We start from the raw sequence: 25,030 nt of genomic DNA, 5'->3' as shown, positions 1-25,030 counted from the left end.
CTGGGCAATCGTTCAACGGGCCCGCGAGAACAGTCAACTTTCGATGTGACAAAAGTCCTTTTCATGGTTCTATACGATGGGTATGCGAAAATGCCGTGCCGACCATCGAGAATTTATGGTCCGCGCACGGCGAATTACCGGATCGCGACGATATTCTCCGCGTCGGACCGGAAAAATTACCGAGAGGCGCGGCCGATCATCGATCGGTCGCGCCTTCGATTAATTGATTCCTATGAGCCGGTGGCCCCTATGAGCCGGTGGCCGGCGCGATCGCGCTGAGCCGGGCCTCCAGCCGGTCACCGATCATGGCCGCGAAACCCTGCCAGCTCTGTGCGTTCTGGCGGGCCATCTCGTGAATCAGGTTCAGGCAGTGCTCGGGCAATTGTCCTGCCAGCTCCACGGATTCGGCCTTGCTGCGCGGTGCGGCGTCGAGCCAGCGCAGCACCTGACGCCCGGTCTCGGACAGGCGCAGCGACGGGTCGCGGCGCAGCCGATCGATGAGCGAGGTGGCCGCGGCATCCGCATCGGATTCGGCGCGTGCCCGGCTCGGGTGATGTCCGCCGGCGCGCCGCTGATCCCCAGATCGGGACGCGCTGGCCTCGCGAAGTCGGCGAACCCGTCCGTCGCGGCCCAACCGGGTAGGTGTTTGGGGAATTTCCCCAGCCGCGCGGCGGCGGATGGCGCCGACGGTCTTGTGATCGAGCCCGGTCACCACGCCGATCCTGCGGTCCGACCACGCCGGGTACATCAGCATGATCCGCAGCGAGGCGACTTTACGGTCGCGCAGTGAGAGCGGCAGTCCGTGCGCGATATTCGACTGGACCGCGAGCACGAACGCCGCCTCCGCGCTGCCCTCGAAGAAGCGCACCGGAATCGCGCGCAGTCCCTTGGATTTCGCGGCCTGCAATCGGTGCAGGCCGTCGATGACGTGCATGGTGTCGCGGTGGACGACGATCGGCGGCAATGGTCCATCGGTTTGCGCGAGCAGCTCCGCGTGACCGCTGTCCACCGCGCGTACCCGCAGAAACTCGCTGCTTTCGATTGCCTCGACGGGAACCTCCACCACCTCGTCGGAGATTCCGTTCACGGTAATCGGAACGGTGTTGCCGATCGCTTGACGATAATCGACGACACCAGCATTTATCCGCCCCGCCGGTTGCCGTCCTCCGGTACCGGCTGACTGTCCATTCATGCTGAATCACCCCTGCGCGGGCGCGCGCAAGCCATTTTCGCCACACGCCCCAGTCGTATCTCATCGAGAGATCGAAAAGACCGAGCTCAAGCACAACGTGGGCACCCCGGTGGGCCGAACCGCTCGTCACTCGCTGTCGTGAAGAATTATTGCATGTTGATTACGGCGACGCCAGGAAACGTGCACAAACGTGACAGTCAGCTCAGGATATGCGAAATGCGCTGGACAACGAACCGTTCCGTATGTGAACAAGATCACACGTGCTCGGATTTCCGTTTCAGCAAGACAACTTTCCGGTTAACGGTTCCACTTGGCAAGAAGAATCCTTTTCTCGGCCGTCGCGGTAGCCACCAATTCCATGGGCCGAACAGCCGCAGCAGCGCCGGCACGAGCACCAGCCGGACCAAGACCGCGTCGATCGCGACCGCGACCGCGAGGGAGAAGCCGATCTGCTTGTCCTCCAACACATGTGCGGTCACGAAGCTGCCGAAGACGACGACCATGATGGCGGCGGCGGTGCTGATCGGCCGGGCCGTGTGGGACAGTCCGGCGGCGACGGCGCGCTCGTTGTCCCGGTCCCTGTCCCATATTTCCTTTATGCGCCCTATGAGGAAAACCTCATAATCCATCGACAGCCCGAAGAGTGTCGCGAAAACAACGGTCGGCAGGAATACCTGGATAAATCCGCGGCTGTGGAAATCGAATAGAGATTCGCCGAGACCCCATTGAAATACGGCGACGGTCGTGCCCATGGCCGCGGCGATGGCGATCAAATTCATCACAATGGCCTCGATGGGCAGCAGCGCGCTGCGGAAAACAATGATCAGAAATATCAGTGACATCGCCAGAACCAGTCCGAATACCAGCGGCGTTTTATCGGTGATTTCCGCGCTGAAGTCGACGTATTCGGCGGTCGCGCCGCCGACCCGCAGTGTCGGCCCGTCGTTATCGGCGACCTTCCGTGCGTCGGCGCGCAGTGATTTCACCAGATTCGTGGCGTCCGGGGAATCGAATGCCGGTCGCAGGATGACGGTGGCCACCGTGCGCCCGTCGGCGGTTTCCGGCAGCACCTGGGCGATGCGCGGATCCGTTGACAATTTGTTGAAGAACGCCTGTGCGCGCTGCGCCTGATCGGCGTTCAGCGGGCCGGTGTCGGCGGTGGTCGCGACGATTTGCAGGGGCGCGAGCAGGCCGCTCGCGAATTTCTGCTCGATCACCTGGGTCGCCTTACCCGACGGCTGCTGGGACAGTGCCTGCACGCCCGCGTCCAGGCCGAACTTCACCCCCGTCAGCGGCAGTGCGAGCACCGCGAGCGCGGCCGTCGCGGCCAGGGCGAAGACCACCGGCCGCCGCATGATGCCGTGCGCCCAGCGCTCCCAGCCGCCGCGTGATTTCCCGTCGCGGGTGTCGGGCGGTTGGAAGGCGGCGGGCAGCGAACCCGCGTTGATTCTGTTGCCGAGCGCCGAGAGCACCGCGGGCAGCAGCGTCAGCGCGACGAGCAGCGAGGCGGCCACGGCGGCGGCGACACCGCCCGCGACGGCGCGGAAAATCGGCACCCGCACCACGAACAGCGCGCCGAGCGAGATCATCACGATCAGTCCGGAGGCGAGGATATTGCGGCCCGTCGTATCGATGGTCACCGCGACGGCGTGCGTGATCTTCGCGCGTTTGTCCGCTATCTCGCTGTGCGCCAACTCTTCTCGGAACCGGCTCACCAGGAACATGGAATAGTCGATGCCGACGCCGGTGCCGATCATGGTGGCGACCGCGAGCACCAGGGTGTCGAAGTGCAGCAGCGTGGACAGCAGGAAGATCAGCCCGTACGCGCCCGCGATACCGGCCACCGCGACACCGACCGGCACCACCGCCGCGACCACCGCACCCATCGCGAGCACGAGCAGCAGCAGCGCGACGGGCATGCCGATGGATTCGGCCTTGGTCGTATCCTCGACGCCCACCTCGATCTGATCGTTCTGCTGCGGGGAGTGCCCGGTGAGTCCGACGTAGATCATGCTGGAGCTGTATTTGCGCAATTTCGAGGTCAGCTCCTCGGCGATCTCGCCGCGGCGCGTCTCGTTGCCGTCGAGGCTGACGATGGCGATGGCGGAGCTGTGATCGTCGGCGATCAGATGCAGCGGCGCGCCGTCGAGCGGCCCGATCGCGTCCGAAACCCCGTGTGTGGTGCGGACCGCGGTGAGCACCCTGGTGATCAGCTCGCGATATTCCGGCGTTTCGACCGCGCGGCCGTGCCCGTCGAAGACGATGACGTCCTGCTCGGCGCCGATACTCGGGAAGTGATCGGTCAGAATCGTGCGCGCGGCCGCCGATTCCGCCGTATCGACGGTGAAATCCGGTGCCCGCAGCCGGTTTTCGAGAATGGGAACGCAAATCGCGCAGGCGACCAGCAGCACCGCCCAAATACCAAGCGCCACACGCCAATGTGCCGCGACGAAGGCGCCCCACCGATATCCGAAGCCCAGCCGGCGTGCCGATTCGGCCCGCTCCAGTACCGAATCCAGTTGTGCCATCGCACATCTCCCGCCTGAAAGCGACTCCCAGCTGTCCGCGAGTCTACGAGCGGTCCGCGGAATCCTGCAAGTCACTTTCTGTTTCGCCGGAGCGCTGGGTAAGCTGTGGCAGGTGACCCGTTCAGAGTTGAACGCGCCCACGTCGAAGGCGACCGGTTCGGTGTGGGAGCGCAAGAAATTGCACGCCATGCGCGAGATCCAGCGCGTCGCCCTCGATCTCTTCGACGAGCACGGTTTTCGCAATGTGACGGTGGAGCAGATCGCCACCGCGTCCAATGTGTCCCCCAGCTCGATCTACCGCTACTTCGGCACGAAGGAGGCGCTGATCCTGTGGGACGAATACGATCCGCAATTCATCGAGCTGCTCGCCCAGGAGGGCGGCGAGGTGGTGACGCCGGCGGAGTTCGTCGGCATGATTCGCGCGGCGGTGCCCGCGCTGGTGCAGGAATTGGCCGCTGACGAGGAGCGCATCCGCCGCCGGATGCGATATGTGGTGAGTCAACCCGATGTGCGCGACGGTCTGGCCCGGCAGACCAGGCAGCTGGAGGGGGTGCTGCGCGCGGTGATCGCGCAGCGCATCGGCCGCGGCGCGGGCGATCTGGATGTCCGGCTGCTCGCGGCCATCGCGGCGTGGGGTTTCGACGCCGCGCTCGACTACTGGGGGGAAACGGGTTTCGAACTGCCGCTCGCGGATGCGCTGACCTATGTGATCGAGGCGCTCACCCGCAGTGCCGAGGCGGTCCTGTCGTTTCCGCCGCCCGAACTGGGGCCGAAGGACACTCCCGGACAATCCTGAAAGTCACTTGCAGGTTACGGTGCCGGAGGCGTAGAGTCACCGGTTACGTGATAGTCACTGTCTAAATTTTTGGGGTGGCGGCATGATTTCAGGGGAATCTTCTAACCCGTACCGCACGATCGTCGTCGGGGCCAACGGCTCCGCGAGTTCGTTCGCGGCACTACGGCGGGCAGCGATATTGGCCAGGGTCGCGCGGGCCGAACTGGTCATCGCCTGCGCGTACGACCGGGCATACGGGGCGGATCGACATTCCCCGATCGGATCGTATAAGGAGGCTGAACATCTACTACAGGTCACCGCGGCCGTCGACACCATCCTTCAGTCGGCGGTCGGGCATGCCGAGGCGCTGGGGGTCGAACGGATAACGCCGTTCGCCGTGCCGGGCACACCCCGTGACGGATTGCTCAGTGTGGCAACGGATTACGAGGCGGACCTGATGGTTATCGGAAATAGGGAAGCGGGCCCGAGCGCGGTCTGCGACTGGGTCGGACCGGTCGGTCACGCCGTCGCAAACCACTCCGAGGCCGACGTGCTGCTGGTCCGGCCCCGCGGGCGCCTCGGCTGTTGTTCGCCGCTGGCCGGAAACGAGGTGGCGCGATGACCAGGATCCTGATGCTCGGCGGGGCCGGGCAGATGGGGCAGTCCGCGGCGCAGATACTCGCCGCCGCGCCGGCGGTCGATCGGCTCGTAGTCACCGATCTTTCTGCTCGGCGTGCTGCGGACTTCGCGAAAACCTTGGGCCCCAAGGCTTCCGGCATCGGGCTCGACGTCACCGACGAACTCGCGCTGCGCGCCGCACTGGCCGACTGCGATCTGGTGCTCAACACAGTCGGCCCGTATTTCCGCTTCGGCGAACCGATTCTGGCCGCGACCATCGCCGCCGGACGCAACTACATCGATATCTGCGACGACTGGGAGCCGACGCTGGCCATGCTGGCGATGGACGAAAAGGCTCGTGCGGCAGGTATTTACGCGCTGGTGGGGATGGGTAGCAGTCCGGGCGTCGCCAATATGCTCGCGGTGAGCGCGGCGCGTGAGCTCGACACCGTGGACAGCATCGTCACCGCGTGGAGCGCCGAGGACGCCCGCACGGCGGTCTCCGACGACGGCACGCCCAGCGCCGCCTTCGTGCACGGCATGCACCAGATCAGCGGCAGCATCAGGGTGGTGCGCGACGGTGTACACGTGGATCGCCCTGCGCTGGAACGGATTCGGATCGACTACCCGGGCATCGGGCGCGGAGTGGCATGGAGCTTCGGGCATCCCGAGGCGGTCACCCTCGACCGGGCCTTCCCGGAACTGCGCGGCAACACCAACGCCATCGTCGCCGACAACCTGTTCATCGGCGTATGTCATCTGCTGCGCTGGGCGGTCGGCGCGAAACTGTTCACGGTCGACCGGGCCGCCGCCGTCGCGCATCGCATCGTCCCCCTACTGCCCGCATCGGGTCTCATCAAACCCGGCGCCCTGCCCCCGCTGTTCGCCGTGGCCACCGGTCTAAAGGGTGGTGAAAAAGCCACTGTCGCAACGGCTCTCGCCCAGGCCCCCGGTGCGGGCATGGCCGAGAACACCGGCGTCCCGCTGGCCGTCGCCGCCCTGCTGCTTGCCGACCGAACCGACGCCAAACCAGGCGTCCACACCCCGGAAACCCTCCTCGACCCCAAGGACTTCTTCGCCGGCTTCGCCCCCTACTGCATCGGCAACCCGCCCCCCGACGCCATGACCGCCACCACCCGCTCCTGGGCCACCCCCGAGGAAAACCGCGAAAGCCTCCGCGTCTCCCTACTCACAGCCTTCTTCGCGGCCTGAACGGCGCGGTCGCAGCTCGAGCAGGCACGGTTCGTGCCTGCTCGAGCTATGTTTAGATGGGTCGTCCATATGGGTTGGGAGTGATCGTCCGTGACAGTTCCTGCTATGCACCCGCGCCCCGGCAATCTGCGCGCAGTCGCCGAGCAGATCGAGCGAGCCACGGGATTGCGTGTGGAGGTTCTGGGAGGAACGCTCGTGATGTCGCCAACGCCGCGTGGCAAGCACGCGGGCACGATCCGAAGACTGCGCAGCCAACTCGAAGCAGAAATACCTACTGGCCTGGGCGCTTACGAAGTCTCGTCGATATCCATGCCCGACGACGAGGACGATTACTGCACACCGGACCTGATCGTCCTTCCCGACGACTGGGAAGAGGATGACGAATGGCTAGCGGATCCCGCCGAGGTCGAACTGGCCGTCGAGGTGATTTCCAAGTCCGAGAAGACCAAGCAGATCACCGGCAAAAACGGTTGGTACAGCGTGGCCGGTGTGCGAATGCTACTTGTTATCGATCCGCGCTACGGGAACTGGACGCTCTACACGCATCCCAAGGACGGGATCTATCAGGGCAAGTTGCACGGGACCTATGGTGACCCGATCGAGTTGCCGTCACCGTTCGGGTTCTCTCTCGATACGGGCTGTTTGCCTCGGTACGGGGAATGATCTCGCAAGATCCCATCGGCGGAACCGAACCGGCTGGTTAACGCGGGTTGGGTGGGGGGCGATACCTGAGCACACGAAGGTCGTGCCGGGTGATCGCTGATGCGGTGGGGACAGTCGGAGTTCGACAGGAGTACAGCTGTGGCCACTACACAGGGCGTGGCGGCGGGGAGCGGCACGCTGCAGACGTTCACGTTGGACGATCTCGCGCAGTACACGCGGGAGGGGGAGTTCGGGGCGACGGCCAGCCCGGATTTCCGGGTCTTCTATGTCGGCCGCGACGATGTGCACGGGGTGCTGGTGCACCTGTTCAGCCGGGTGCGGTTGAGCGTGAAGATGAATATGTTCGGCTACGACGATGACGAGCTGAACGATCTGATCTTCGGGCTGGCGCAGGATCCGACGGTGATGGTTCAGGTCACCCTCGACAAGTCACAGGCCAACGGGGTGCACGAGAAACAGATCCTGGCCTCCGATACGGCGAAGGATCCGGCGGCGTTCGCGGCGGATTTCGCGGTGGGACAGTCGGCGACCCATCAGATCAGCCACACCAAAGGCGGTGTGCTGGACGGGATCGTCGCCTTCGAGGGTTCGACGAACTGGTCGAGCTCCGGCGAGGGCATCGGCATCGGCCTCGGCAAGACGAAGCAGGCGCCGGGATTCAAGGCGCAGAACAATACCCTCGCGGTGTACACGAATCCGTATGAGATAGCGAAGTTTTCGGCCAGGCTCGACTACGAGCACGGGATCGCGGCGCATCAACCGCAACCGCAGATCTGACCGGAAACCGGCCCGATCCCGTTGACCACCAACGGGATCGGGCACGGCGTCAGGCTACCGCGACCAAGCGGGCCTGATTCGCGGTGACGTCGTCGGCCGCCTCGTTGGCGGCCAGCTCGGCCTGCACGCGGTCCCGGTAGCGGGTCACCTCGCGCTCGACATCCGCTGCGTCCCAACCGAGATGCGGCGCGATGAGCTCCGCGATCACCGGCGCGGCGGTGAGACCGCGATCGGCCACCTCGATGGAGATGCGGGTGCGCCGGGTCAGCACATCGTCGAGATGCAGTGCGCCCTCGTGTGTCACGGCGTACACGGCCTCGGCGGCGAGGTATTCCTCGGCGCCGGGCAGCGTTTCGGCCAGCGCCCGATCGCCCTCGATGAGCTCGAAGATGTCGGCGATCGCGGAACCGTAACGGCCGAGCAGATGTTCGACGGTGGCCGTTGGCAGTCCGGCGCGCGCGGCGACACCGGCGACGTCCTCGGCCAGTTCCTGGTAGCCGACGGCGCCGAGCAGCGGCAGCTTATCGGTCACCGACGGCGCGACCGCGCGGCCGAAGCCCTTGACGGCGGCGTCGACGACGTCGGCGGCCATCACCCGGTAGGTGGTGTACTTGCCGCCCGCGATCACGAACAGGCCCGGAGCCGGTTCGGCGACAGCGTGTTCCCGCGACAGCTTGGTGGTGTCGCTGGACGAGGCGCCCGAGAGCAGCGGCCGCAGCCCCGCGTAGGTGCCGACGATATCGGCCTCGGTGAGCGGTTCGCGCAGCAGCGAATTCACGTGATCGAGGATGTAGCGGATATCCGCCTGGCTGGCCGACGGGTGGTTCTTGTCCAGCGCCCAGTCGGTGTCGGTGGTGCCGATGATCCAGTGCGCGCCCCACGGGATCACGAACAGCACGCTCTTCTCGGTCCGCATGATCAGGCCGCTGTCGAGGTCGAGGCGCTCGCGCGGCACCAGGATGTGCACGCCCTTGGAAGTGCGCACGTGGAACGGGAATTCGACGCCCGTCATCCGGTTCATCTCATCGGTCCACACGCCGGTCGCGCTGATCACGCTGCGTGCGCGCACGGTGTATTCGCGGCCGGTCTCCAGATCGGTGACCTGCGCGCCGACCACTCGCTCGCCCTCGCGCAGCAGGCCGGTCACCTTGGTGCGGGTGAGTACGGTCGCGCCGTGCCGTGCGGCAGTGCGGGCGATGGTCATGGTGTGGCGCGCGTCGTCGACCTGCGCGTCGTAGTACCGGATCGCGCCGGTGAGCGCGTCGTGCCGCAGCGCGGGCGCCAATTCCAGTGCGCGCGAACGGGTCAGGTGCCGATGCATGGGCAGGGCCCTGGCGCCGCCCATGGTGTCGTACAGCGCGACGCCCGCGCCGATGTACGCGCGCTCCCACACCCGGTGCTGCAGCGGGAACAGGAACGGCACCGGGCGCACCAGGTGCGGGGCCAGCTTGCGCAGCAGCAGGCCGCGCTCCTGCAGCGCCTCCCGGACCAGCCAGAAGTCGAGCTGTTCCAGGTAGCGCAGGCCGCCGTGGATCAGTTTGCTGGAGCGGCTGGACGTGCCCGCCGCGAAATCCCTTGCCTCGACCATGGTTACGGTCAGGCCGCGGGCCGCCGCGTCGAGTGCGGCGCCGGCGCCGACCACGCCGCCGCCGATCACCAGCACATCGATTTCGTTGTCACCCAGCGCGTTCAGCGCCGCGGCGCGGTAAGTGGAGTCCAATCGTGCGGACACTGTGATCTCCTTGCTTCGTAATCAATAGAACGTTCCGGGCCAGCTCCGCCTACCCACCCCGTCGGCTTCGCCTCCTGCCATCCCCGTGGAATTTCCGGTCAGTCGTCGACGTCCACCCAGTCGAGGGTGCGTTCGACGGCCTTCTTCCAACGGCCGTAGCCCTTTTCGCGCTGCTCCTCGGTGTAGGTGGGCTCCCAGCGCTTGGCTTCCTGCCAGTTCTGTTCCAGCTCATCGGTATTGCGCCAGAACCCGACCGCGAGACCGGCCGCGTACGCGGCGCCGAGCGCGGTGGTTTCGGCGACCACCGGCCGCGATACCGGAACGCCGAGGAAGTCGGCCTGCAACTGCATGCAGAGTTCGTTGGCGGTGACGCCGCCGTCCACCCGCAGCGTCTCGAGTTTCACACCGGAATCGGCCTGCATCGCCTCGACCACGTCGCGGGTCTGGTAGCAGATGGATTCCAGTGTCGCCCTGGCCAAATGGGCGTTGTTGCTGAACCGGGACAGTCCGACGATGACGCCGCGCGCATCCGAGCGCCAGTAGGGCGCGAACAGTCCGGAGAAGGCGGGCACGAAGTAGACGCCGCCGTTGTCCTCGGCCTGCCGGGCCAGCGATTCGCTCTGTGCCGCACCGGAAATGATGCCGAGCTGGTCGCGCAGCCACTGCACGGCCGAACCGGTGACCGCGATCGAACCCTCCAGCGCGTAGACCGGTTTGGCCTCGCCCAACTGGTAGGCGACGGTGGTCAGCAGGCCGTGCTGCGAGCGCACGATTTCGGTTCCGGTGTTGAGCAGCAGGAAGTTTCCGGTGCCGTAGGTGTTCTTCGCCTCGCCGGGCCGGAAGCACACCTGGCCGACGGTGGCCGCCTGCTGATCGCCGAGCACGCCGGCCAGCGGCACCGCGCCGCCGAACGGGCCGTCGGCCCGGGTGGTGCCGAACAGTCCGGGATTCGATGACGGTGCGATGGCGGGCAGCATGGACCGCGGGATCCCGAAGATCGCCAGCAGTTCGTCGTCCCAGTCGCAGGTCTCCAGGTCCATCAGCATGGTGCGGCTGGCATTGGTCGGATCGGTGATGTGCACCCCGCCGTCGACGCCGCCGGTGAGGTTCCACAGCAGCCAGCTGTCGGTGGTGCCGAAGATGGCGTCACCGCGTTCGGCGTCGGCGGCCACGCCGGGGACGTTGTCGAGGATCCAGCGCAGCTTGCCGCCGGAGAAGTAGGTGGCGGGCGGCAAACCGGCCTTGCGCCTGATGGTTTCGCCGTGGCCGGCCCGCTCGAGTTCGGCGGCGATCTTGTCGGTCCTGGTGTCCTGCCAGACGATCGCGTTGCAGTACGGCCGCCCGGTCTTGCGGTTCCACACCACGGTGGTTTCGCGCTGGTTGGTGACGCCGACCGCGGCCAGGTCGCTCGCATCCAAATTCGCCTTGGTCAGGGTGGTTTGGATGACGGCGCGGGTGCGCTCCCAGATCTCGGTGGGGTTGTGCTCGACCCAGCCCGCGCGCGGCAGGATCTGCTCGTGTTCCAGTTGGTGGCGGGCGATTTCGTTGCCGCCGTGATCGAACACCATGAAACGGGTGCTGGTCGTGCCCTGGTCGATGGCACCGACATACCGACTCATGACTCGAGTCCTTTCAGGAAAAGCAAAGGGAGAGAAGGGAAATCAGAAGAAGAAGTGTGCCGCGAGGCCGGCCAGCAGGCCACCGGCCAGCGGGCCGAGGACCGGTACCCAGGCGTAGCCCCAGTCGGAGTCCTTGCGGCCCGGTGCGCCCGGGTTCTCGGGCAGCTCCGCCCCACCCGCGGCGACCGGAACCCGTTGCGGCGCGGTCTTGTTGACGGGCAGGAGGGCGTGCGCGATGCGCGGCCCGAGGTCGCGGGCGGGGTTGATGGCGTAACCGGTGGGTCCGCCGAGCGAGGCGCCGATGCCGACCACCAGCAGTGCGGCGGCGAGCGGGCCGAGACCGGTCTGGGTGTGACCGAAGGCGAGGATGCCGAAGACCAGCACGAAGGTGGCGATCACCTCGGTGAGGAAGTTCCATCCGTACGCCCGGATCTCGGGGCCGGTGGAGAAGACGCCGAGCTTCTTGGCGGCGTCGGGTTCGGCGTCGAAGTGCCGCTTGTAGGCGAGGTAGGCGGCGACCGCGCCGAGGAACGCGCCGAACATTTGCCCGCCGAGATAGGCGACGGTGTTGGCGAATGTGACGTCGATACCCGGTGCGTATTGATCCGCGCCGCTGGCCAGGATGCCGATCGTCAGCGCGGGGTTGAGGTGGCCGCCCGATTTATAGGCGACGTAGGCCCCGGCGAGCACGCCGAACCCCCAGCCGAAATTGATCATCAGCCAGCCGCCGTCGAAACCTTTCGACTTGTTCAGCAACGCGTTCGCGACCACGCCGGCGCCGAGCAGCAGCAGGATTCCCGTGCCTAGTGTTTCGCTCAGGAAGATCGAGCCGAAGTTCACCGTTGAGCCTCCGTTTAAAGCAGCCGCACCATCGCGGCCGAGTCGAGGCTGACGTTACGACCGGATTACCGGTGCGGACAGCGGGCACGTTCGACAATGTCGAACGCTTTCGGTAGAGGTGGGATGTATGGCCCGCTAAAGTCCGGACTCTTGGAGTCGCCTATGGCGTGGCTCACACTGTGTTTGGTGGTATCGAATGTGTTGCTGTGCGGTTACCGCGTGTTCGACATTGTCGAATGAACAGGATCCGGCTATGTTTCCGCACATGCTGTTCGGTTTCGCCTCCTGTCGTATCCGGGGGCACTGACCGCTCATGCCTGGACCGATCCAATCGATCGAACGGGCCGCGGCCGTGCTGCGGCTGCTCGCCCGCGGCTCCGGCCGGCTCGGTGTCGGCGATATCGCCGCCGCGCTCGACCTGGCCAAACCCACGGCCCACGGCATCCTGCGCACCTTGCAGGGTGTCGGCTTCGTCGACCAGGACCCCGGCACCGGAAAATATCGGCTCGGCACCGCCCTGCTGAGCCTGAGCACCAGCTACCTCGATGCCAACGAACTGCGGTCCCGGGCGCTGAACTGGGCCGATGCCCTCGCCTCGCGCACCGGCGAGGCGGTGCGGATCGCCGCGTCGGTGGCCGACGCGGTCGTCGTCGTGCACCATGTCTTCCGGCCGGACAACAGCGAACAGGCGCTGGAGGTGGGGGAGGAGCTTCCGGCGCACGCGACCGCGCTCGGCAAGGTGCTGCTCGCCTACGACACCGAACTGGCCGCCGCGGTCCGCGGCAGCGAACTGGTCCGGCTCACCCGCCGCACCATCGTCGATCGGGCCGGGCTCACGAGGGCGCTCGACGCGGTCCGCCAGTCCGGCTGGGCGGGCGATACCGAGGAATTCCGGCCGGGCGAGGCCGGAATCGCCGCGCCCATCCGCAGCCACGGCGGTCTGGTGGTCGGCGCGATCGGTATCAGTGGAACGGTAGATCGTTTGTGCGACAGTCAATTACGATTCAGACAGCCGCTGATCGGCCAGGTCCGCAGTGCGGCACAGTCGATTTCGCGCGACCTCGGTGCCGGGCAGTGACGGCGCATCGCATCGGCGCAACCACCGTCCTTCCGGCGAATTCGGAGTTACAGGCGAAACCAGTTGGCCAGCAAATAATTTCAGATAGTTCCCAACGAAATCGCCCGGGCCCCTGTGCCCGCACGAACCACGGAATCGTGACAGCTTCGGTATAGCGGAATTTCGGCCGAGTTGGCCGAATTGTGACCAAGCCGACTGGACGACATCCGAACGACGGATCGCCACCGAGCCGGGACGACGGGATCGCCGATAGAGAGGCAGCGAAAAACAGATGGCGCAACAGTATGTGCTGGCGATCGATCAGGGCACCACCTCCACCAGGTGCATCCTGTTCGATCAACGCGCCCGCCTCGCGGGCGTGGCCCAGCGCGAGCATCAGCAGCGCTATCCGCGGCCCGGCTGGGTCGAGCAGGACGCGATGGAGATCTGGCGCAATGTGGAACGCATTGTGCCGCAGGCGCTGCGCGATTCCGGGATCACCGCCGATCAGGTCGCGGCCATCGGTATCGCGAATCAGCGGGAGACCACCGTGGTGTGGGACCGTCGCACCGGCGTCCCGATCCGCCGCGCCATCGTCTGGCAGGACGTGCGCACCGAGGAACTGGTCAGCGAACTCGCGGAAAAACCTGGGGCGCAACGTATCCGGGAGCTATGCGGCCTACCGCTGGCCACCTACTTCGCCGCGCCGCGGCTGCGCTGGCTGCTGGACAACAGCGCGGGGCTGCGGGACCGCGCCGAACGCGGCGAGGTGCTGTTCGGCACCATGGAAACCTGGCTGATCTGGAACCTTACCGGCGGCGTCGACGGCGGCGTCCACCTGACCGATGTCACCAATGCCAGCCGCACGCTGCTGATGAATCTGTCCACCCTCCAGTGGGATTCGGAATTACTGGCGTTCTTCGGAATTCCGGAGGCGATGCTGCCGCGAATCCAGGCCTCCACCGCGCCATACGGAAAGACGAGCACCGTGGTGCCCGGTATCCCGATCGCGGCGGCGCTCGGCGATCAGCACGCCGCGCTGTTCGGGCAAACCTGTTTCGCGCGTGGGGAAACCAAATGCACCTACGGCACCGGCGGCTTCCTGATGATGAACACCGGCAGCGAACTGGTGCGTTCCGAACACGGACTGCTCACCACCATCGGCTATCAGATCGAACGGGAACCGGTGTACGCGCTGGAGGGGCCGATCGCGGTGACCGGCTCACTGGTGCAATGGATCCGGGACAATATCGGTTTGGTGGCCAGCGCGCCGGAGATCGAAACCCTCGCCGCGACGGTCGAAGACAACGGCGGCTGCTATATCGTGCCCGCGTTCTCCGGGCTGTACGCGCCGCACTGGCGCAGCGACGCGCGCGGCGTGATCGTCGGGCTCACCTCCTATATCACCAAGGGGCATCTGGCTCGTGCGGTGCTGGAGGCCACCGCCTGGCAGACCCGCGAGGTGGTCGACGCGATGAACGCCGACTCCGGGCTGCAGGCGCGCACGCTGCGGGTCGACGGCGGGATGACCGCGGACAATCTGCTGATGCGCATCGTCGCCGATGTACTCGATATTCCGGTGGTGCGCCCGTTCGTCGCGGAAACCGTGTCGCTCGGCGCGGCGTACGCGGCCGGACTCGCCGTCGGCTACTGGCCGGATCTGGAGGGGCTGCGCCGCAATTGGCGGCCCGCCGCGCAGTGGACGCCGCGGATGGATCCGCGCGAGCGCGCCGACGAATACGAGAACTGGCAGCGCGCGGTCGCGCTCACCTTCGGCTGGGTGCGTCGCAAGAACCGTTGACGTAAAAGTTGTGCGCCACGCCGGGTGTGGGAAGAACCCAAGTGGCGATGCCGTGTCCGAAACGTTATGCTCTTGCGCGAGATTCGAAACTGCCTGTCGGTCCGCGTATTTGGCGTGGGCTGCCGAGCTGACCCGGGAAATTGGAACGGGCCCAAGGGATTACCCGTTTTCCTTTGGTGCGCGCGAGTGCGGAAGTGCGGAACTTGTCACAGTCATTGAATCCGCCGGATGGCGAATCCGGGGAGCCGGCCGCGCGCCTACCCTATTCGGTGCTGACGACGACGGCGGCCGTCACCGCGGTCATCGTGCTGGTCTCGGTGTTCTTGGCACCGGTCGATTTTCGCCTACCGCTGGCCATCGGTTCGGGGATTGCCGCAATTGTGCTGTGCGCCACCATAACCGCCGCCGTCTATTACCGAGGTGAGGCGGTGCGGGCGAAACAGGTCGCCGCCGCATCGGTCGCGGAGGCCGCCAGCAGCGTCGCGGCCGCCAACGAGACCATCGCCACCGCGAACACCGCGGCCTACGAGGCGATCGCCGCCGCGAACGAGGCGGCCGAGGCGCACGCCTGGGCGGCCAAGGACACCGAAAGCCGAAGGGCCGCCGCAATGGCCGCGTTCGCGGGCGCGGCGGGCCGAATGCAGGCCATGACCACCAGCATGCTCGCCGAACTGCGCGAGATGGAGCACCGGCACGCCGACCCCAAGGTGCTCGCGGATCTGCTGCACCTGGATCACCGCACCGCGCAGGCCGGACGCCTCGCCGACAGCATCGCGGTGCTCAGCGGCGCGCGCTCCGGCCGTCGCTGGGCCAAACCCATTGCGATGGAATCGATTCTGCGCGGCGCGATGGGCCGGGTCGCCGGTTATCAGCGGGTCCGGCTGCGCGCCATCGCCGAGATCGCGATCGCGGGCCACGCCGCCGAGGGCGTCATGCACGCGCTCGCCGAACTCATCGACAACGCGTGCAATTTCTCGCCGCCCACCACCGAGGTGCACGTCTACGCCGCGGAGGTGCCCGCGGGCGTTGTGCTCACCATCGAGGACAGCGGCCTGGTGATGAGCGAATCCGCGCTGCGCCGTGCGGAATCGGCGGTGTCCGGCGGTGGCGCCGCGGCATCGGACCTGTCCTCGCTCACCGGCACTCGGCTCGGGCTCGCGGTGGTCGGCCACCTCGCGCGCAAGCACGGCCTCACCGTTTCCTACCGGCCCTCCGCGATCGGCGGCACCGCGGTGGTCGTCGTCGTGCCGAGGGATCTCACCGCGCGCCTTGATCGTTCGCAGACCGGTCCGATGGCCGCGCTCACCCCGCCGCCGCAGGCGCCCGCCCCCGAACCGGTCGCGGCGCCCGCCCTCGCCACCGCCGAATCGACGCTGCCGAAGCGCCGTCGCGGCAGCACGCTGGCCGCGGTGCACCCCGACGGGCTCGCCACGCCGCGCGCCGTCGCCGACCCGGTCGACGCGCCCGCGAAACCCGCGGCGCTCGGCGCGTTCCAGCGCGCCATGGCGCGCCGCGACGCGGGCGATCCGCCGCCATCCGCCCCGCCCCCGACCGTGGAGAACGATCGATGACAACGTCCGCACCGGCCCAACTCACGTGGCTACTGGAACAACTGCTGACCCGGACTCCGCACGCCCGGCATGCCCTGCTGCTATCCAGCGACGGCCTGAAGATCTGCCACACACCGGAATTGAGCATCGACAAGGCCGACCAACTCGCCGCCATCGCGGCGGGCATCCAGAGCCTCTCGCACGGTGCGTCGGTGGAATTCGGCGACGGCCGCAGCGGCGTCCGCCAATCCATGACCGAGTTCTACGGCGGCATCCTGTTCATCGTCGAGGCCGGTAGGGGCGCGCATATCGCGGTGATCGCCGCGGAGGATGCCGATGCGGGCCTGGTCGGGCACAATATGCGCGAGCTGGTGGAACAGCTCGGCGACCACCTGTCCGCCGCGCCTCGGGTGACCGGCGCGGGTACCCGGTGACCGGGAGTATGCCGTGACCAGGGGCAGACCCGGGCGCGACGACGACCCGGACCGGCTCTACACGCTGACCGGCGGCCGCAGCAGGCCGGACTCCGATGCCTTCGACCTGGTCACCTTGGTGGTCAGCGAATGCGAACCGGTGCCGGGCATGCAATCCGAACATGTCGCCATCCTCGATATGTGCCGGGCCCCGACGGCCGTCGTCGAGATCGCGGCCGAGTTGCGGCTGCCGGTCGGCATCACCACCATCCTGCTGTCGGATCTGCTGCACGCGGGCAAGATCTCCGCCCGCCATCCGCAGGCCCGGGTGAATTCACCGGGCATGCCGTGGGAGACGCTGCCCGACGCATCGACACTCGAGAAGGTGCTCATTGGACTCCGCAGTCTTTGATCCTCGGCCTGCCCGCGCCGACGCACCGCTACACAGCAGCACCAGCAATGGACTGAAGATCGTCATCGTCGGCGGTTTCGGCGTCGGTAAGACGACCATGGTGCGTTCGGTGAGCGAGATCCGGCCGCTGGACACCGAGGCGACGATGACGAATATGGGTGTCGGCGTGGACGATCCGACGGGTGCGCCGGGAAAGAACACCACCACCGTCGCTTTCGACTTCGGCCGCATCACCATCGACGCCGAGAACGTGCTCTACCTGTTCGGCGCGCCCGGGCAGGAACGCTTCTGGTTCCTGTGGGACCGGCTGTTCGCCGGTGCGCTCGGCGCCATCGTGCTGGTGGATCAGCGCCGGATCGCCGACTCCTGGTACGCGATCGACCGGCTGGAGCATCAGCGGACGCGATTCATTGTGGCGTGCAACAACTTCGGCGATACGCACCGGCCGGAGGAGGTGCGCGACGCGCTCGACCTCGATCCGCAGGTGCCGCTGGTGGTGTGCGATGCCAGATCCCGCGAATCCTGCAAAGAGGTACTGATCACCCTGGTCGAACACATCTACGCGGCCCGCACCGACACCCGACCGGAGACGATTTCATGACAACGCCGAGCCCCGCGCAGGCGGGCGCCAAGCAGTGCCCCGTCGCACACGGGAATGCGGTGCCGTTGAGCGGCCCGCGCTTCCACACCGACCCGCATCACCTCTACCGCGAGATGCGCCGCGATCACGGACCCGTTGTCGCCGTAGAACTTCCGGGCGGCATCCCGGCCTGGCTGGTCATCGGATATCGCGAATTGCACCAGGTGACAAGCGATCCCGAGCTGTTCCCGCGCGATGTGGCTCTGTGGAATCAGTGGCCGAACATTCCGGAGGACTGGCCGCTGCTGCCGATGGTCGGCACGCCCCGGCCGTCGATCTACTTCACCGCGGGTGCCGAACATCGCCGACATCTCGCGATGGTGGAGCCCGCGCTGGAATCGGTGGATCCGTTCGAATTGCGGCGCGACTGCGAGGAATTGGCGGATCGGCTGATCGATTCGTTCTGCGGCCGCGGCGAGGCCGACCTGGTTGCCGATTTCGCGGTGCCGCTGCCGGTGCTCACCCTGGCCAGGGTGCTCGGTTTCCCGGACGAGGACGGGCCGGATCTGGCCTGGTCGATGCAGGCGCTCGCCGACGGCGGCGCCGACGCGCACGCCGGTTACCTGCGCTTCACCGAACATATGCAGCGGCTGCTGGCGAGCAAGAAGGCAAGGCCCGGTAACGATCTCACCTCGCGGATGCTCGCCTATCCGGCGCCGTTTACCGACGAGGAGTACATGAACGACCTGCAGGCGATCACCGCCGCCGGTCATCTGCCGACCTCCGACTGGATCGGTAATTCGGTGCGGCTCATGCTCACCGACGATCGGTTCGCGGCCGCGCTCGGCGGCGGCAGGCGCAGCATCGGTGAGGCGATGAACGAGGTGCTGTGGGAGGACACCCCGACCCAGATCCTCGCCGGACGCTGGGCCGCGCGCGATACCCGCTTGGCGGACAAGGTGATTCGCGCCGGCGATCTGCTGCTGCTCGGCCTGGCCGGTGCGAATGCGGATCCACATGTGCGCCAACATCTTTCCGGTAGCGCCGAGGCGATCAGCTCCGGTAACAGCGCGCATTTCGCGTTCAGCTACGGCGAATACCGCTGCCCGTTCCCGGCGCAGCAGATCGCCGAGATCATCGCGCGCACCGGTATCGAGGTGCTGCTGGACCGGCTGCCCGATATCGATCTCGCGGTGCCCGCACAGAATCTGGTCCGGCGGCCGTCGGCCTTCCTCCGCGGTATGACTTCACTTCCCGTTCGTTTCACCCCTGTTCGTGCCGTCGGAGGTACACCGTGACTCAAAGTTGCCCACACGCAGAGCCGATTGCGATCGATCCGATGGTGGGTGATCTGGCGGGGGAGACCGCGCGACTGGTCGCCGCCGGCCCCATCACGCGGATCGATCTGCTCGGCGTCCAGGCCTGGACCATCACCGAAACCGCCTTGGCCAAAGAGCTTTTGGTGGATCCCAGGCTGGTCAAGGACATCAACGCCTGGTCGCTGTGGGCCAGCGGCGAGGTGACCGAGCAGTGGCCGTTGATCGGCATGATCAACGCCGGCCGGTCCATGTTCACCGTCGACGGCCCCGAGCACCGGCGACTACGCATCAAGACCACCCAGGCGCTGACGCCGCGCAGGCTCGAGGACATCCGCCCGGCCATCGAGCGGCTCACCGCCGAACTACTCGACGACCTGGCTGCCGCGGCGGCTGGTGGCGAGGTGGTCGATCTCAAGACGGCATTCGCCTATCCGCTGCCGATGCGGGTGGTCAGCGAGCTGATGGGGGTCGATCGCGCGGACCACCCGATGCTGCTCGACTCGTACAAGAAGTTCTTCTCGCTGCTCACGCCGCAGGACGAGCGGCTGGCGATCATCCAGATGCAGCACGAATATTTCACCGAACTGGTGCGGGCGAAGACCGCCGAACCGACCGACGATCTCACCAGCGCGCTCATCCAGGCCGAGGACGGCGGCGCCCGGTTGACCGAGGAAGAGGTGATCGGCAACCTGAAGGCCATGGTCGCCGCCGGGCACGAGACCACCGTCGGGCTGATCCTCAACGCGGTGCGCGCGCTGCTCGGCGATCCGGCGCAGCTGGCCAAGGTCCGCGCGGGCGATGTCGAATGGAAGCAGGTGGTCGAGGAGACCCTGCGCTTCGATACGCCGACCACCCATCTGCTGATGCGTTTCGCCACCGAGGACATCACCGTCGGCGATACGGTGATCCCGAAGGGGGACGGTGTGGTCATGTCCTACCGCGCGATCGGCCGCGACGTCGCCGTGCACGGCGAGGATGCCGACGAATTCGATGTCACCCGGCCAACGGCCAACCGGCACTTGGCATTCGGCTACGGACCGCATGTCTGCCCCGGCGCGGCGCTGTCCCGGTTGGAGGCGGTCATCGCGCTGCCCGCGCTCTTCGAACGTTTCCCGGACCTGCGCTTGGCGGTGCCGTCCGCGGAACTGCGGAACCTGCCGGTGCTCACGCAGAACGACCTGGCCGCCTTCCCCGTATACCTCGCCCGATAGGCGCTGTCGGCGAAGCCGTCCGCAGCCCGCGCCGGGCCGAGCTCCTGTGCGAGGCACTCGCCTAGTCGCCGTATCTGGCCATGGCGCGTGCCACGATCGAGTCCAGGCTCGCGTGGTGCGCGCCTTTCCAGTAGACGTGGTCGCATTCGACGCATTGTGCGAAGGAGTCGTAGGTCTGGCCGGTTTGGTCGGGCAGTCGCAGGGTGTGTTTGTCGGCGGCGCGCAGGAGTCCGTTGCATGCGGTGCAGCGGGTCCACGGCCGTAGTTCCGGTGCGAATCGGGAGAGTACGTCGTCGAGCTGTTCGTCTGGGCGGTGGCTGTAAACGTATGCGCCCGCGTAGATTTCGCGTCGGCGCAGCAGGCCGCGGTCGCGGGAGAGCAGTATCCGGTGCTGGGCGGCCGAGTGCTGCGCCAGCGCCGCGTCGCCGATATCCGGCTTCTCGTACGCCGCATCGATGCCGAGCAGCCGCAGCCGCCGCGCCAGCGTCCCCAGGTGGATATCGAGCAGGAACCGGATCGGTTCGGTATACCGCTGCGGGCGCGCGACCGCACCGACCGTCACCTTCTGTCCGGCGCGCGGAATATGCGACACCGCGACCGCAGCCCCGTCGACGGCGAGCGCGCCCACCTCGGTGAGCGGCATCCCCAATGCCTCGACGACATGCCCGAGCGTCGAAACCCCGTCCACCCGAGCGCCGAATCGCCCGCCCCGCTGGCCGACGAATACCAGCAACTCGTCCGCCACCTCGACCGTTATCTCCCCGGAGCCCACGCCGCCAGCATGCCAGGTGAGGCGCGCCGTCGCCCAGGCTATTTCGCGGTTGCGGCTGAGGGGAAACGGAAAGACAAGTCTGCGATTTCCGGAAAATCCGTCGTAGCTTCGGGTTGAAGGAGGCGGTGATGTCGGAGTTATGGACATTGGACGCGGTCGAGTTGGTTCGGCTGGTGCGTACGCGTGCGGTGTCGGCGCGCGAGGTCGTCGCCGCGCATCTGGCCCGGATCGACGCGGTGAATCCGGTGGTCAACGCGGTGACATCGGTGCCGAGCGAGTCGGCGCTGCGGGCCGCCGCGGCGATCGATGACGGTGCCGAGGCCGGGCCGCTGTGCGGGGTTCCGATGACGGTGAAGGAAAATATCGATGTCGCAGGTTCGGCGACAACGCATGGAATTGCGATGCTGCGCAACGCGATTGTCGAAGACGACGCTCCACATATCGCGGAATTGCGTGCGGCGGGCGCGATTCCGGTCGGGCGCGGCCATATGCCGGAGTTCGGAATGCGCTGGCACACCGACGGTGACCTGCACGGTCCGACGCGTAACCCGTGGTCGGCGGCGCATACCCCGGGCGCGTCCAGCGGCGGCGACGCCGTCGCGGTGGCTACCGGTATGGTGCCGCTCGGCATGGGCAACGACGGCGCCGGCTCGCTGCGCTGGCCCGCCCAATGCTGCGGGGTCGCCGCATTGAAGACCTCGCTGGGTCGGGTCTCGCGGGTGGGATCGGTTGCGTGGCAACCGGCTCCGTTCGCATTCCAACTGCTCGCCGTGCACGGTCCGATCGCGCGGAGTGTCCGCGACCTACGCCTGGCGTATACGCATATGTGCGGTCGAGATGGGGGCGACAGCTGGTATGTGCCGGTGCCGCTGACGGGCCCACCGCTCGCTCAGCCGATCAAGGTGCTGCTCGCGGTCGAACCCGAGGCGGACCCCACGGTGTGGGCGGCGCTCACCCGCGCCGGTGAATTACTCGATGCCGCAGGGTATGTCGTCGAGGAAGGCCGATTGCCCGCGCTGGATAGGGCAGCCGAGATCTATACCCAGCTCATGCTGGCGCACGGACGGTTGCCCGACGCGAGTCGGCCCATCGAAACCATTGTCTCCCAGGGCTTTATCCAGTTCTGGGCATCCTTCACGCCGCAATGGGAGCGGGCCGAGGGACGGCGGTCCTTCGATCCGATGCTGGAGCGCGCCGAGATCGCCCGCGCCTGGCACGAAATGCTGTCGGCCACACCGTTGATCCTCGCGCCGATCGCCACCGCACCGGCCTTCCCGGTGGCTGCGGAACTCGACCCGGAATGGCTCGCGGGCTGGCCCACCACGATCCGCACGACCGTTGTGGCGAATCTGCTCGGGCTCCCGGCCGTTGCCGTACCGATCGGAACGGATTCCGGCCTGCCGCAGGTGATTCAGCTCATCGGGGCGCGCTTCCGCGAGGATCTCTGTCTGGATGCCGCTACCGTCGTCGAGGCCGGTGTGCCCGCGCTCACCCCGATCGATCCACGCTGATGGATCAATCGCGATAGCGGAGCACCACGATGCCCTGCGCCGGATCCCCGGCGGAGCCGGCCACGACGATGCGGCCGTCCGGCTGGATCGCCACACCGTTACCGTGCTCGGCCCGCCCGCCCGGATCGGTCGAAACTCGGCCGCTGTCACCGAAACTAGTGTCGAGTTTGCCGTCGGTGCTGTAGCGGGCGATGGCGATATTGTCCCCGGCGCCGTGGCTGGTGCCGACGACGACGATCTTGCCGTCCGCCTGGATCGCGACCGCCCGTGCGCTATCGGATTTGCCGCCGAAATCGGTGGTCGCCTTGCCCGCATCGCCGAAGCCGGGGTCGAGCTTTCCGTCCGGGGTGTAGCGCAGCACCGCGAAATCGTCGCCGTGCGCCGGATCCTGGGTGGATCCGGCGACGATGATGCGGCCGTCGGGCTGGACCGCCACCGCGTTGCCGCGATCCGCCTGCGTGTCGAGATCGGTGGAAACCTTTCCGTCGGTACCGAATCCGGTGTCGAGTTTGCCGTCCGGGGTGTAGCGGGCGAGCGCGATATCGTCGCCGGAGGTGGCGCCCTGGGTGGTGCCGACGGCCAGGATCCGGCCGTCGCTAAGCACGGTAACCGCGGCCGCCACATCGGATTTGCCGCCGAAGTCGGTGGAAACCCGGCCACCGTCGCCGAAGCTCGGGTCGAGTTTTCCGTCGGGGGTGTAGCGGACCAGCGCGAAGTTGTCGCCCTGCACCGGATCCCGGGTCGACCCGGCGACCACGATGCGGCCGTCGGGCTGGAGCGCGAGGGCGTTGCCGCGATCGGCCGGTGTGCCGAGATCGGTCCTGACCTTGCCGCCCGCACCGAATCCGGTGTCCGGGTTGCCTTCCGGTGTGTAGCGGGCGAGCGCGATATCTTCGCCGGTGTCGGCGCCCTGGCTGGTGCCCGCCACCAGGATTTTGCCGTCCGGTTGCGAGACCACCGCCGCCGCGGTGTCGGATCGGCCGCCGAAGTCGGTGGATACCTTGCCGCCGTCACCGAAGCTCCGATCGAGATTTCCGCCCGCGGTGTAGCGGACGACGGCGAAGTTGTTGCCGTGCACCGGATCCTGTGTCGACCCGGCGACCACGATGCGGCCGTCGAACTCGATGGCCACCGCGACGGCGCCGTCGGCGGGCGAACCGAAGCCGGTGCCGACCCGGCCGCGATTGCCGAATCCGGGGTCGAGCGTCCCGGCGACGGAGGCGGAATCGGTGGCGCAGGAACATAGGGTCGCCGCGAGAGCTGAGGCAAAGGCTATGTGGCGCAAAGATTTTGCCGTCGACCGTGACGTGCGCAGCATTTGCGCTACCTCATTTCAAAATTTGAAGGGGTAGAACACAATTCGGCGGACCACGAAAAACGATCACAGTATGACCGCGGGTCACGCCCGGCACGCCGATTTGGCGGAGAATCGCGTCATCGATCGCGGCGACGTACCGGGCCGCCGGTTCGTAACGCGGACAATGGGTTTGCCGCTATTTACGCGGCGGCGTGTCGGCGGTGCCGACCGTCCAGCCCGCGGCACGCAGCGTTTCGACACCCGCGTGGATCCGGGGGTGGCCACTGCCGCCGGGCGCCCAGATCGACCAGTGGATCGCGATGCGCAGCGACAGTTCGAAAAACTGCCTGCCGAGCTGGAATTCGATCGGCGCGTCCAGGGTGTTGCGCCGCGGGCCGCACACCCAGTGCGCGCCGTCGAGGTTTTCGACCGGATGGTCCAGGGTCCAGATGCGGTCCTGTACCGAGATCGAGCCGTCCTCGTTCAATCGGCTGGTCGACGGCAGCCGCACCATGCTGGCGCGGACCCACAGGTAGTCCCAGTTCATCCGGACACCTGCCGGATCGGACCCCACCGAGTTCGCGACGAAGGCCGATACCGTGTCGTAGTCCAATTCCTCGGCGACGGTGACCTGCTCGTCGGCCCAAAGCGGGCGGATCTCCAGCCCCTCCGGCGGCCGCGCGCTGCGCAGGACCCGGTACGGTGCAGCGGGTTTGGGTTTGCTCATCGGCCAGTCGAAATCATCCTCCCAATAGGCGGTGGACAGGCCGACGAGCAGCGGGCGGCAGAACAGCTCCGCGAAGTCGAATATCGCGCGCAATGCGATGCGGGTGACCTCGGTATCGTCCGCGGCGTTCTGGGTGTCGTACCGCAGGAAAATCCCGTGTCCGGGTGACTCCAGCAGCCGCGGCAACCCTGCCGCGTCAGCGTTTTGCGCGATGTTCACTCGTCCAGCATGCCAGTGCCGCACGGGGTCCGTCGCCGCGAACAGGTCTACCGACCGGGATGTAACGCGGTCCGACCCCCTGGTCAGCGGTAATAGCTGGGATGACTCGGTAAAAATTGGATCGATTGCGGCACAGGGTGATTGACGAATCGGACCGCGGTCCACCGGATTGCTGCCGTGAGCAGATCTGCTGTGGGCAGCGTGC

General features: G+C 66.9%; 22 protein-coding genes. 14 read left to right on the top strand and 8 right to left on the bottom strand.

Features of this window, described 5'->3' with window-relative positions; genetic code table 11:
- Nucleotides 1-247 precede the first annotated feature (247 nt).
- Nucleotides 248-1,087, bottom strand: a complete 840-nt coding sequence (locus LGY53_RS21490) for a ParB N-terminal domain-containing protein (protein WP_225728484.1) — start codon at nt 1,085-1,087, stop codon at nt 248-250.
- A 359-nt stretch (nt 1,088-1,446) separates the two neighbouring features.
- A complete protein-coding gene (locus LGY53_RS21485) occupies nt 1,447-3,720 on the bottom strand; it encodes an MMPL family transporter (RefSeq protein WP_225728483.1) in 2,274 nt (757 codons plus the stop codon).
- Between the two features lie 112 nt (nt 3,721-3,832).
- On the opposite strand from LGY53_RS21485, the gene LGY53_RS21480 reads away from it, so the two are divergent.
- The 5 genes from LGY53_RS21480 to LGY53_RS21460 all read left to right on the top strand — a co-directional run bounded on the left by LGY53_RS21480 (nt 3,833) and on the right by LGY53_RS21460 (nt 7,765).
- Nucleotides 3,833-4,516: a TetR/AcrR family transcriptional regulator gene (locus tag LGY53_RS21480; protein ID WP_225728482.1), complete on the top strand. Its 684-nt coding sequence runs from the start codon at nt 3,833-3,835 to the stop codon at nt 4,514-4,516.
- A gap of 82 nt (nt 4,517-4,598) precedes the next feature.
- Nucleotides 4,599-5,117, top strand: a complete 519-nt coding sequence (locus tag LGY53_RS21475) for a universal stress protein (protein ID WP_225728481.1) — start codon at nt 4,599-4,601, stop codon at nt 5,115-5,117.
- Nucleotides 5,114-6,325, top strand: a complete 1,212-nt coding sequence (locus LGY53_RS21470) for a saccharopine dehydrogenase family protein (protein WP_225728480.1) — start codon at nt 5,114-5,116, stop codon at nt 6,323-6,325. The genes LGY53_RS21475 and LGY53_RS21470 overlap by 4 nt, the downstream gene beginning before the upstream one ends.
- Before the next feature lie 105 nt (nt 6,326-6,430).
- Entirely contained in the window at nt 6,431-6,988 is a 558-nt protein-coding gene (locus LGY53_RS21465; protein ID WP_225728479.1) for a Uma2 family endonuclease, read from the top strand.
- Nucleotides 6,989-7,126: 138 nt separating this feature from the next.
- Entirely contained in the window at nt 7,127-7,765 is a 639-nt protein-coding gene (locus LGY53_RS21460) for a hypothetical protein (RefSeq protein WP_225728478.1), read from the top strand.
- Nucleotides 7,766-7,814: 49 nt separating this feature from the next.
- Here LGY53_RS21460 and LGY53_RS21455 read toward each other — a convergent pair whose 3' ends face one another.
- The 3 genes from LGY53_RS21455 to LGY53_RS21445 form a co-directional block, all read right to left on the bottom strand.
- The gene (locus LGY53_RS21455) at nt 7,815-9,497 is read right to left on the bottom strand and encodes a glycerol-3-phosphate dehydrogenase/oxidase (RefSeq protein ID WP_225728477.1); all 1,683 of its coding nucleotides are present in this window, start codon (nt 9,495-9,497) and stop codon (nt 7,815-7,817) included.
- 98 nt (nt 9,498-9,595) lie between these two features.
- Complete coding sequence (glpK, locus tag LGY53_RS21450; RefSeq protein WP_225728476.1) at nt 9,596-11,116, bottom strand: glycerol kinase GlpK; 1,521 nt, start codon at nt 11,114-11,116, stop codon at nt 9,596-9,598.
- Between the two features lie 42 nt (nt 11,117-11,158).
- Nucleotides 11,159-11,956, bottom strand: a complete 798-nt coding sequence (locus tag LGY53_RS21445) for an MIP/aquaporin family protein (RefSeq protein ID WP_225728475.1) — start codon at nt 11,954-11,956, stop codon at nt 11,159-11,161.
- A 313-nt stretch (nt 11,957-12,269) separates the two neighbouring features.
- On the opposite strand from LGY53_RS21445, the gene LGY53_RS21440 reads away from it, so the two are divergent.
- The 8 genes from LGY53_RS21440 (at nt 12,270) to LGY53_RS21405 (ending at nt 20,299) form a co-directional block, all read left to right on the top strand.
- Complete coding sequence (locus LGY53_RS21440) at nt 12,270-13,034, top strand: IclR family transcriptional regulator (RefSeq protein WP_225728474.1); 765 nt, start codon at nt 12,270-12,272, stop codon at nt 13,032-13,034.
- Between the two features lie 271 nt (nt 13,035-13,305).
- The gene (gene glpK, locus LGY53_RS21435; RefSeq protein WP_225728473.1) at nt 13,306-14,814 is read left to right on the top strand and encodes a glycerol kinase GlpK; all 1,509 of its coding nucleotides are present in this window, start codon (nt 13,306-13,308) and stop codon (nt 14,812-14,814) included.
- Between the two features lie 203 nt (nt 14,815-15,017).
- Complete coding sequence (locus tag LGY53_RS21430) at nt 15,018-16,385, top strand: sensor histidine kinase KdpD (protein WP_225728472.1); 1,368 nt, start codon at nt 15,018-15,020, stop codon at nt 16,383-16,385.
- Nucleotides 16,382-16,798 carry a roadblock/LC7 domain-containing protein gene (locus LGY53_RS21425; protein ID WP_225728471.1) on the top strand — a complete coding sequence of 139 codons (417 nt, stop codon included), beginning with the start codon at nt 16,382-16,384 and terminating at the stop codon, nt 16,796-16,798. The genes LGY53_RS21430 and LGY53_RS21425 overlap by 4 nt, the downstream gene beginning before the upstream one ends.
- 13 nt (nt 16,799-16,811) lie before the next feature.
- Nucleotides 16,812-17,189, top strand: coding sequence for a DUF742 domain-containing protein (locus LGY53_RS21420; protein ID WP_167472680.1), 378 nt, complete (start codon nt 16,812-16,814; stop codon nt 17,187-17,189).
- Nucleotides 17,170-17,790: an ATP/GTP-binding protein gene (locus LGY53_RS21415; RefSeq protein WP_225728470.1), complete on the top strand. Its 621-nt coding sequence runs from the start codon at nt 17,170-17,172 to the stop codon at nt 17,788-17,790. The genes LGY53_RS21420 and LGY53_RS21415 overlap by 20 nt, the downstream gene beginning before the upstream one ends.
- Nucleotides 17,787-19,067, top strand: a complete 1,281-nt coding sequence (locus LGY53_RS21410; RefSeq protein ID WP_225728469.1) for a cytochrome P450 — start codon at nt 17,787-17,789, stop codon at nt 19,065-19,067. The genes LGY53_RS21415 and LGY53_RS21410 overlap by 4 nt, the downstream gene beginning before the upstream one ends.
- A gap of 41 nt (nt 19,068-19,108) precedes the next feature.
- A complete protein-coding gene (locus tag LGY53_RS21405; RefSeq protein ID WP_225728468.1) occupies nt 19,109-20,299 on the top strand; it encodes a cytochrome P450 in 1,191 nt (396 codons plus the stop codon).
- 61 nt (nt 20,300-20,360) lie between these two features.
- Here the strand turns inward: LGY53_RS21405 and LGY53_RS21400 are convergent, their stop codons facing one another.
- Complete coding sequence (locus tag LGY53_RS21400; RefSeq protein WP_225728467.1) at nt 20,361-21,071, bottom strand: Mut7-C ubiquitin/RNAse domain-containing protein; 711 nt, start codon at nt 21,069-21,071, stop codon at nt 20,361-20,363.
- A 128-nt stretch (nt 21,072-21,199) separates the two neighbouring features.
- Between LGY53_RS21400 and LGY53_RS21395 the strand changes: the two genes are divergently transcribed.
- A complete protein-coding gene (locus LGY53_RS21395) occupies nt 21,200-22,582 on the top strand; it encodes an amidase (RefSeq protein WP_225728466.1) in 1,383 nt (460 codons plus the stop codon).
- A 4-nt stretch (nt 22,583-22,586) separates the two neighbouring features.
- Here the strand turns inward: LGY53_RS21395 and LGY53_RS21390 are convergent, their stop codons facing one another.
- Both LGY53_RS21390 and LGY53_RS21385 read right to left on the bottom strand, forming a co-directional pair.
- Nucleotides 22,587-23,900 carry a hypothetical protein gene (locus LGY53_RS21390; protein ID WP_225728465.1) on the bottom strand — a complete coding sequence of 438 codons (1,314 nt, stop codon included), beginning with the start codon at nt 23,898-23,900 and terminating at the stop codon, nt 22,587-22,589.
- 175 nt (nt 23,901-24,075) lie between these two features.
- Entirely contained in the window at nt 24,076-24,825 is a 750-nt protein-coding gene (locus LGY53_RS21385; protein ID WP_225728464.1) for a hypothetical protein, read from the bottom strand.
- Between the last annotated feature and the right edge of the window lie 205 nt (nt 24,826-25,030).

This window comes from Nocardia sp. JCM 34519.1, from assembly GCF_020361265.1.
Classification (GTDB): domain Bacteria; phylum Actinomycetota; class Actinomycetes; order Mycobacteriales; family Mycobacteriaceae; genus Nocardia; species Nocardia arthritidis_A.
Note: the sequence above shows the minus strand (reverse complement) of the source record. Positions and strands in the feature narration are given on the sequence as shown.

Bases quoted from the DNA above. Each gene is read 5' to 3' on its own strand.
- LGY53_RS21410 (WP_225728469.1), top strand. From the start codon at position 17,787: ATGACAACGCCGAGCCCCGCGCAGGCGGGCGCCAAGCAGTGCCCCGTC.
- LGY53_RS21390 (WP_225728465.1), bottom strand. From the start codon at position 23,900: ATGCTGCGCACGTCACGGTCGACGGCAAAATCTTTGCGCCACATAGCC.
- LGY53_RS21475 (WP_225728481.1), top strand. From the start codon at position 4,599: ATGATTTCAGGGGAATCTTCTAACCCGTACCGCACGATCGTCGTCGGG.
- LGY53_RS21465 (WP_225728479.1), top strand. From the start codon at position 6,431: ATGCACCCGCGCCCCGGCAATCTGCGCGCAGTCGCCGAGCAGATCGAG.
- LGY53_RS21440 (WP_225728474.1), top strand. From the start codon at position 12,270: ATGCCTGGACCGATCCAATCGATCGAACGGGCCGCGGCCGTGCTGCGG.
- glpK (WP_225728476.1), bottom strand. From the start codon at position 11,116: ATGAGTCGGTATGTCGGTGCCATCGACCAGGGCACGACCAGCACCCGT.
- LGY53_RS21405 (WP_225728468.1), top strand. From the start codon at position 19,109: ATGGTGGGTGATCTGGCGGGGGAGACCGCGCGACTGGTCGCCGCCGGC.
- LGY53_RS21470 (WP_225728480.1), top strand. From the start codon at position 5,114: ATGACCAGGATCCTGATGCTCGGCGGGGCCGGGCAGATGGGGCAGTCC.
- LGY53_RS21395 (WP_225728466.1), top strand. From the start codon at position 21,200: ATGTCGGAGTTATGGACATTGGACGCGGTCGAGTTGGTTCGGCTGGTG.
- glpK (WP_225728473.1), top strand. From the start codon at position 13,306: ATGGCGCAACAGTATGTGCTGGCGATCGATCAGGGCACCACCTCCACC.
- LGY53_RS21485 (WP_225728483.1), bottom strand. From the start codon at position 3,720: ATGGCACAACTGGATTCGGTACTGGAGCGGGCCGAATCGGCACGCCGG.
- LGY53_RS21425 (WP_225728471.1), top strand. From the start codon at position 16,382: ATGACAACGTCCGCACCGGCCCAACTCACGTGGCTACTGGAACAACTG.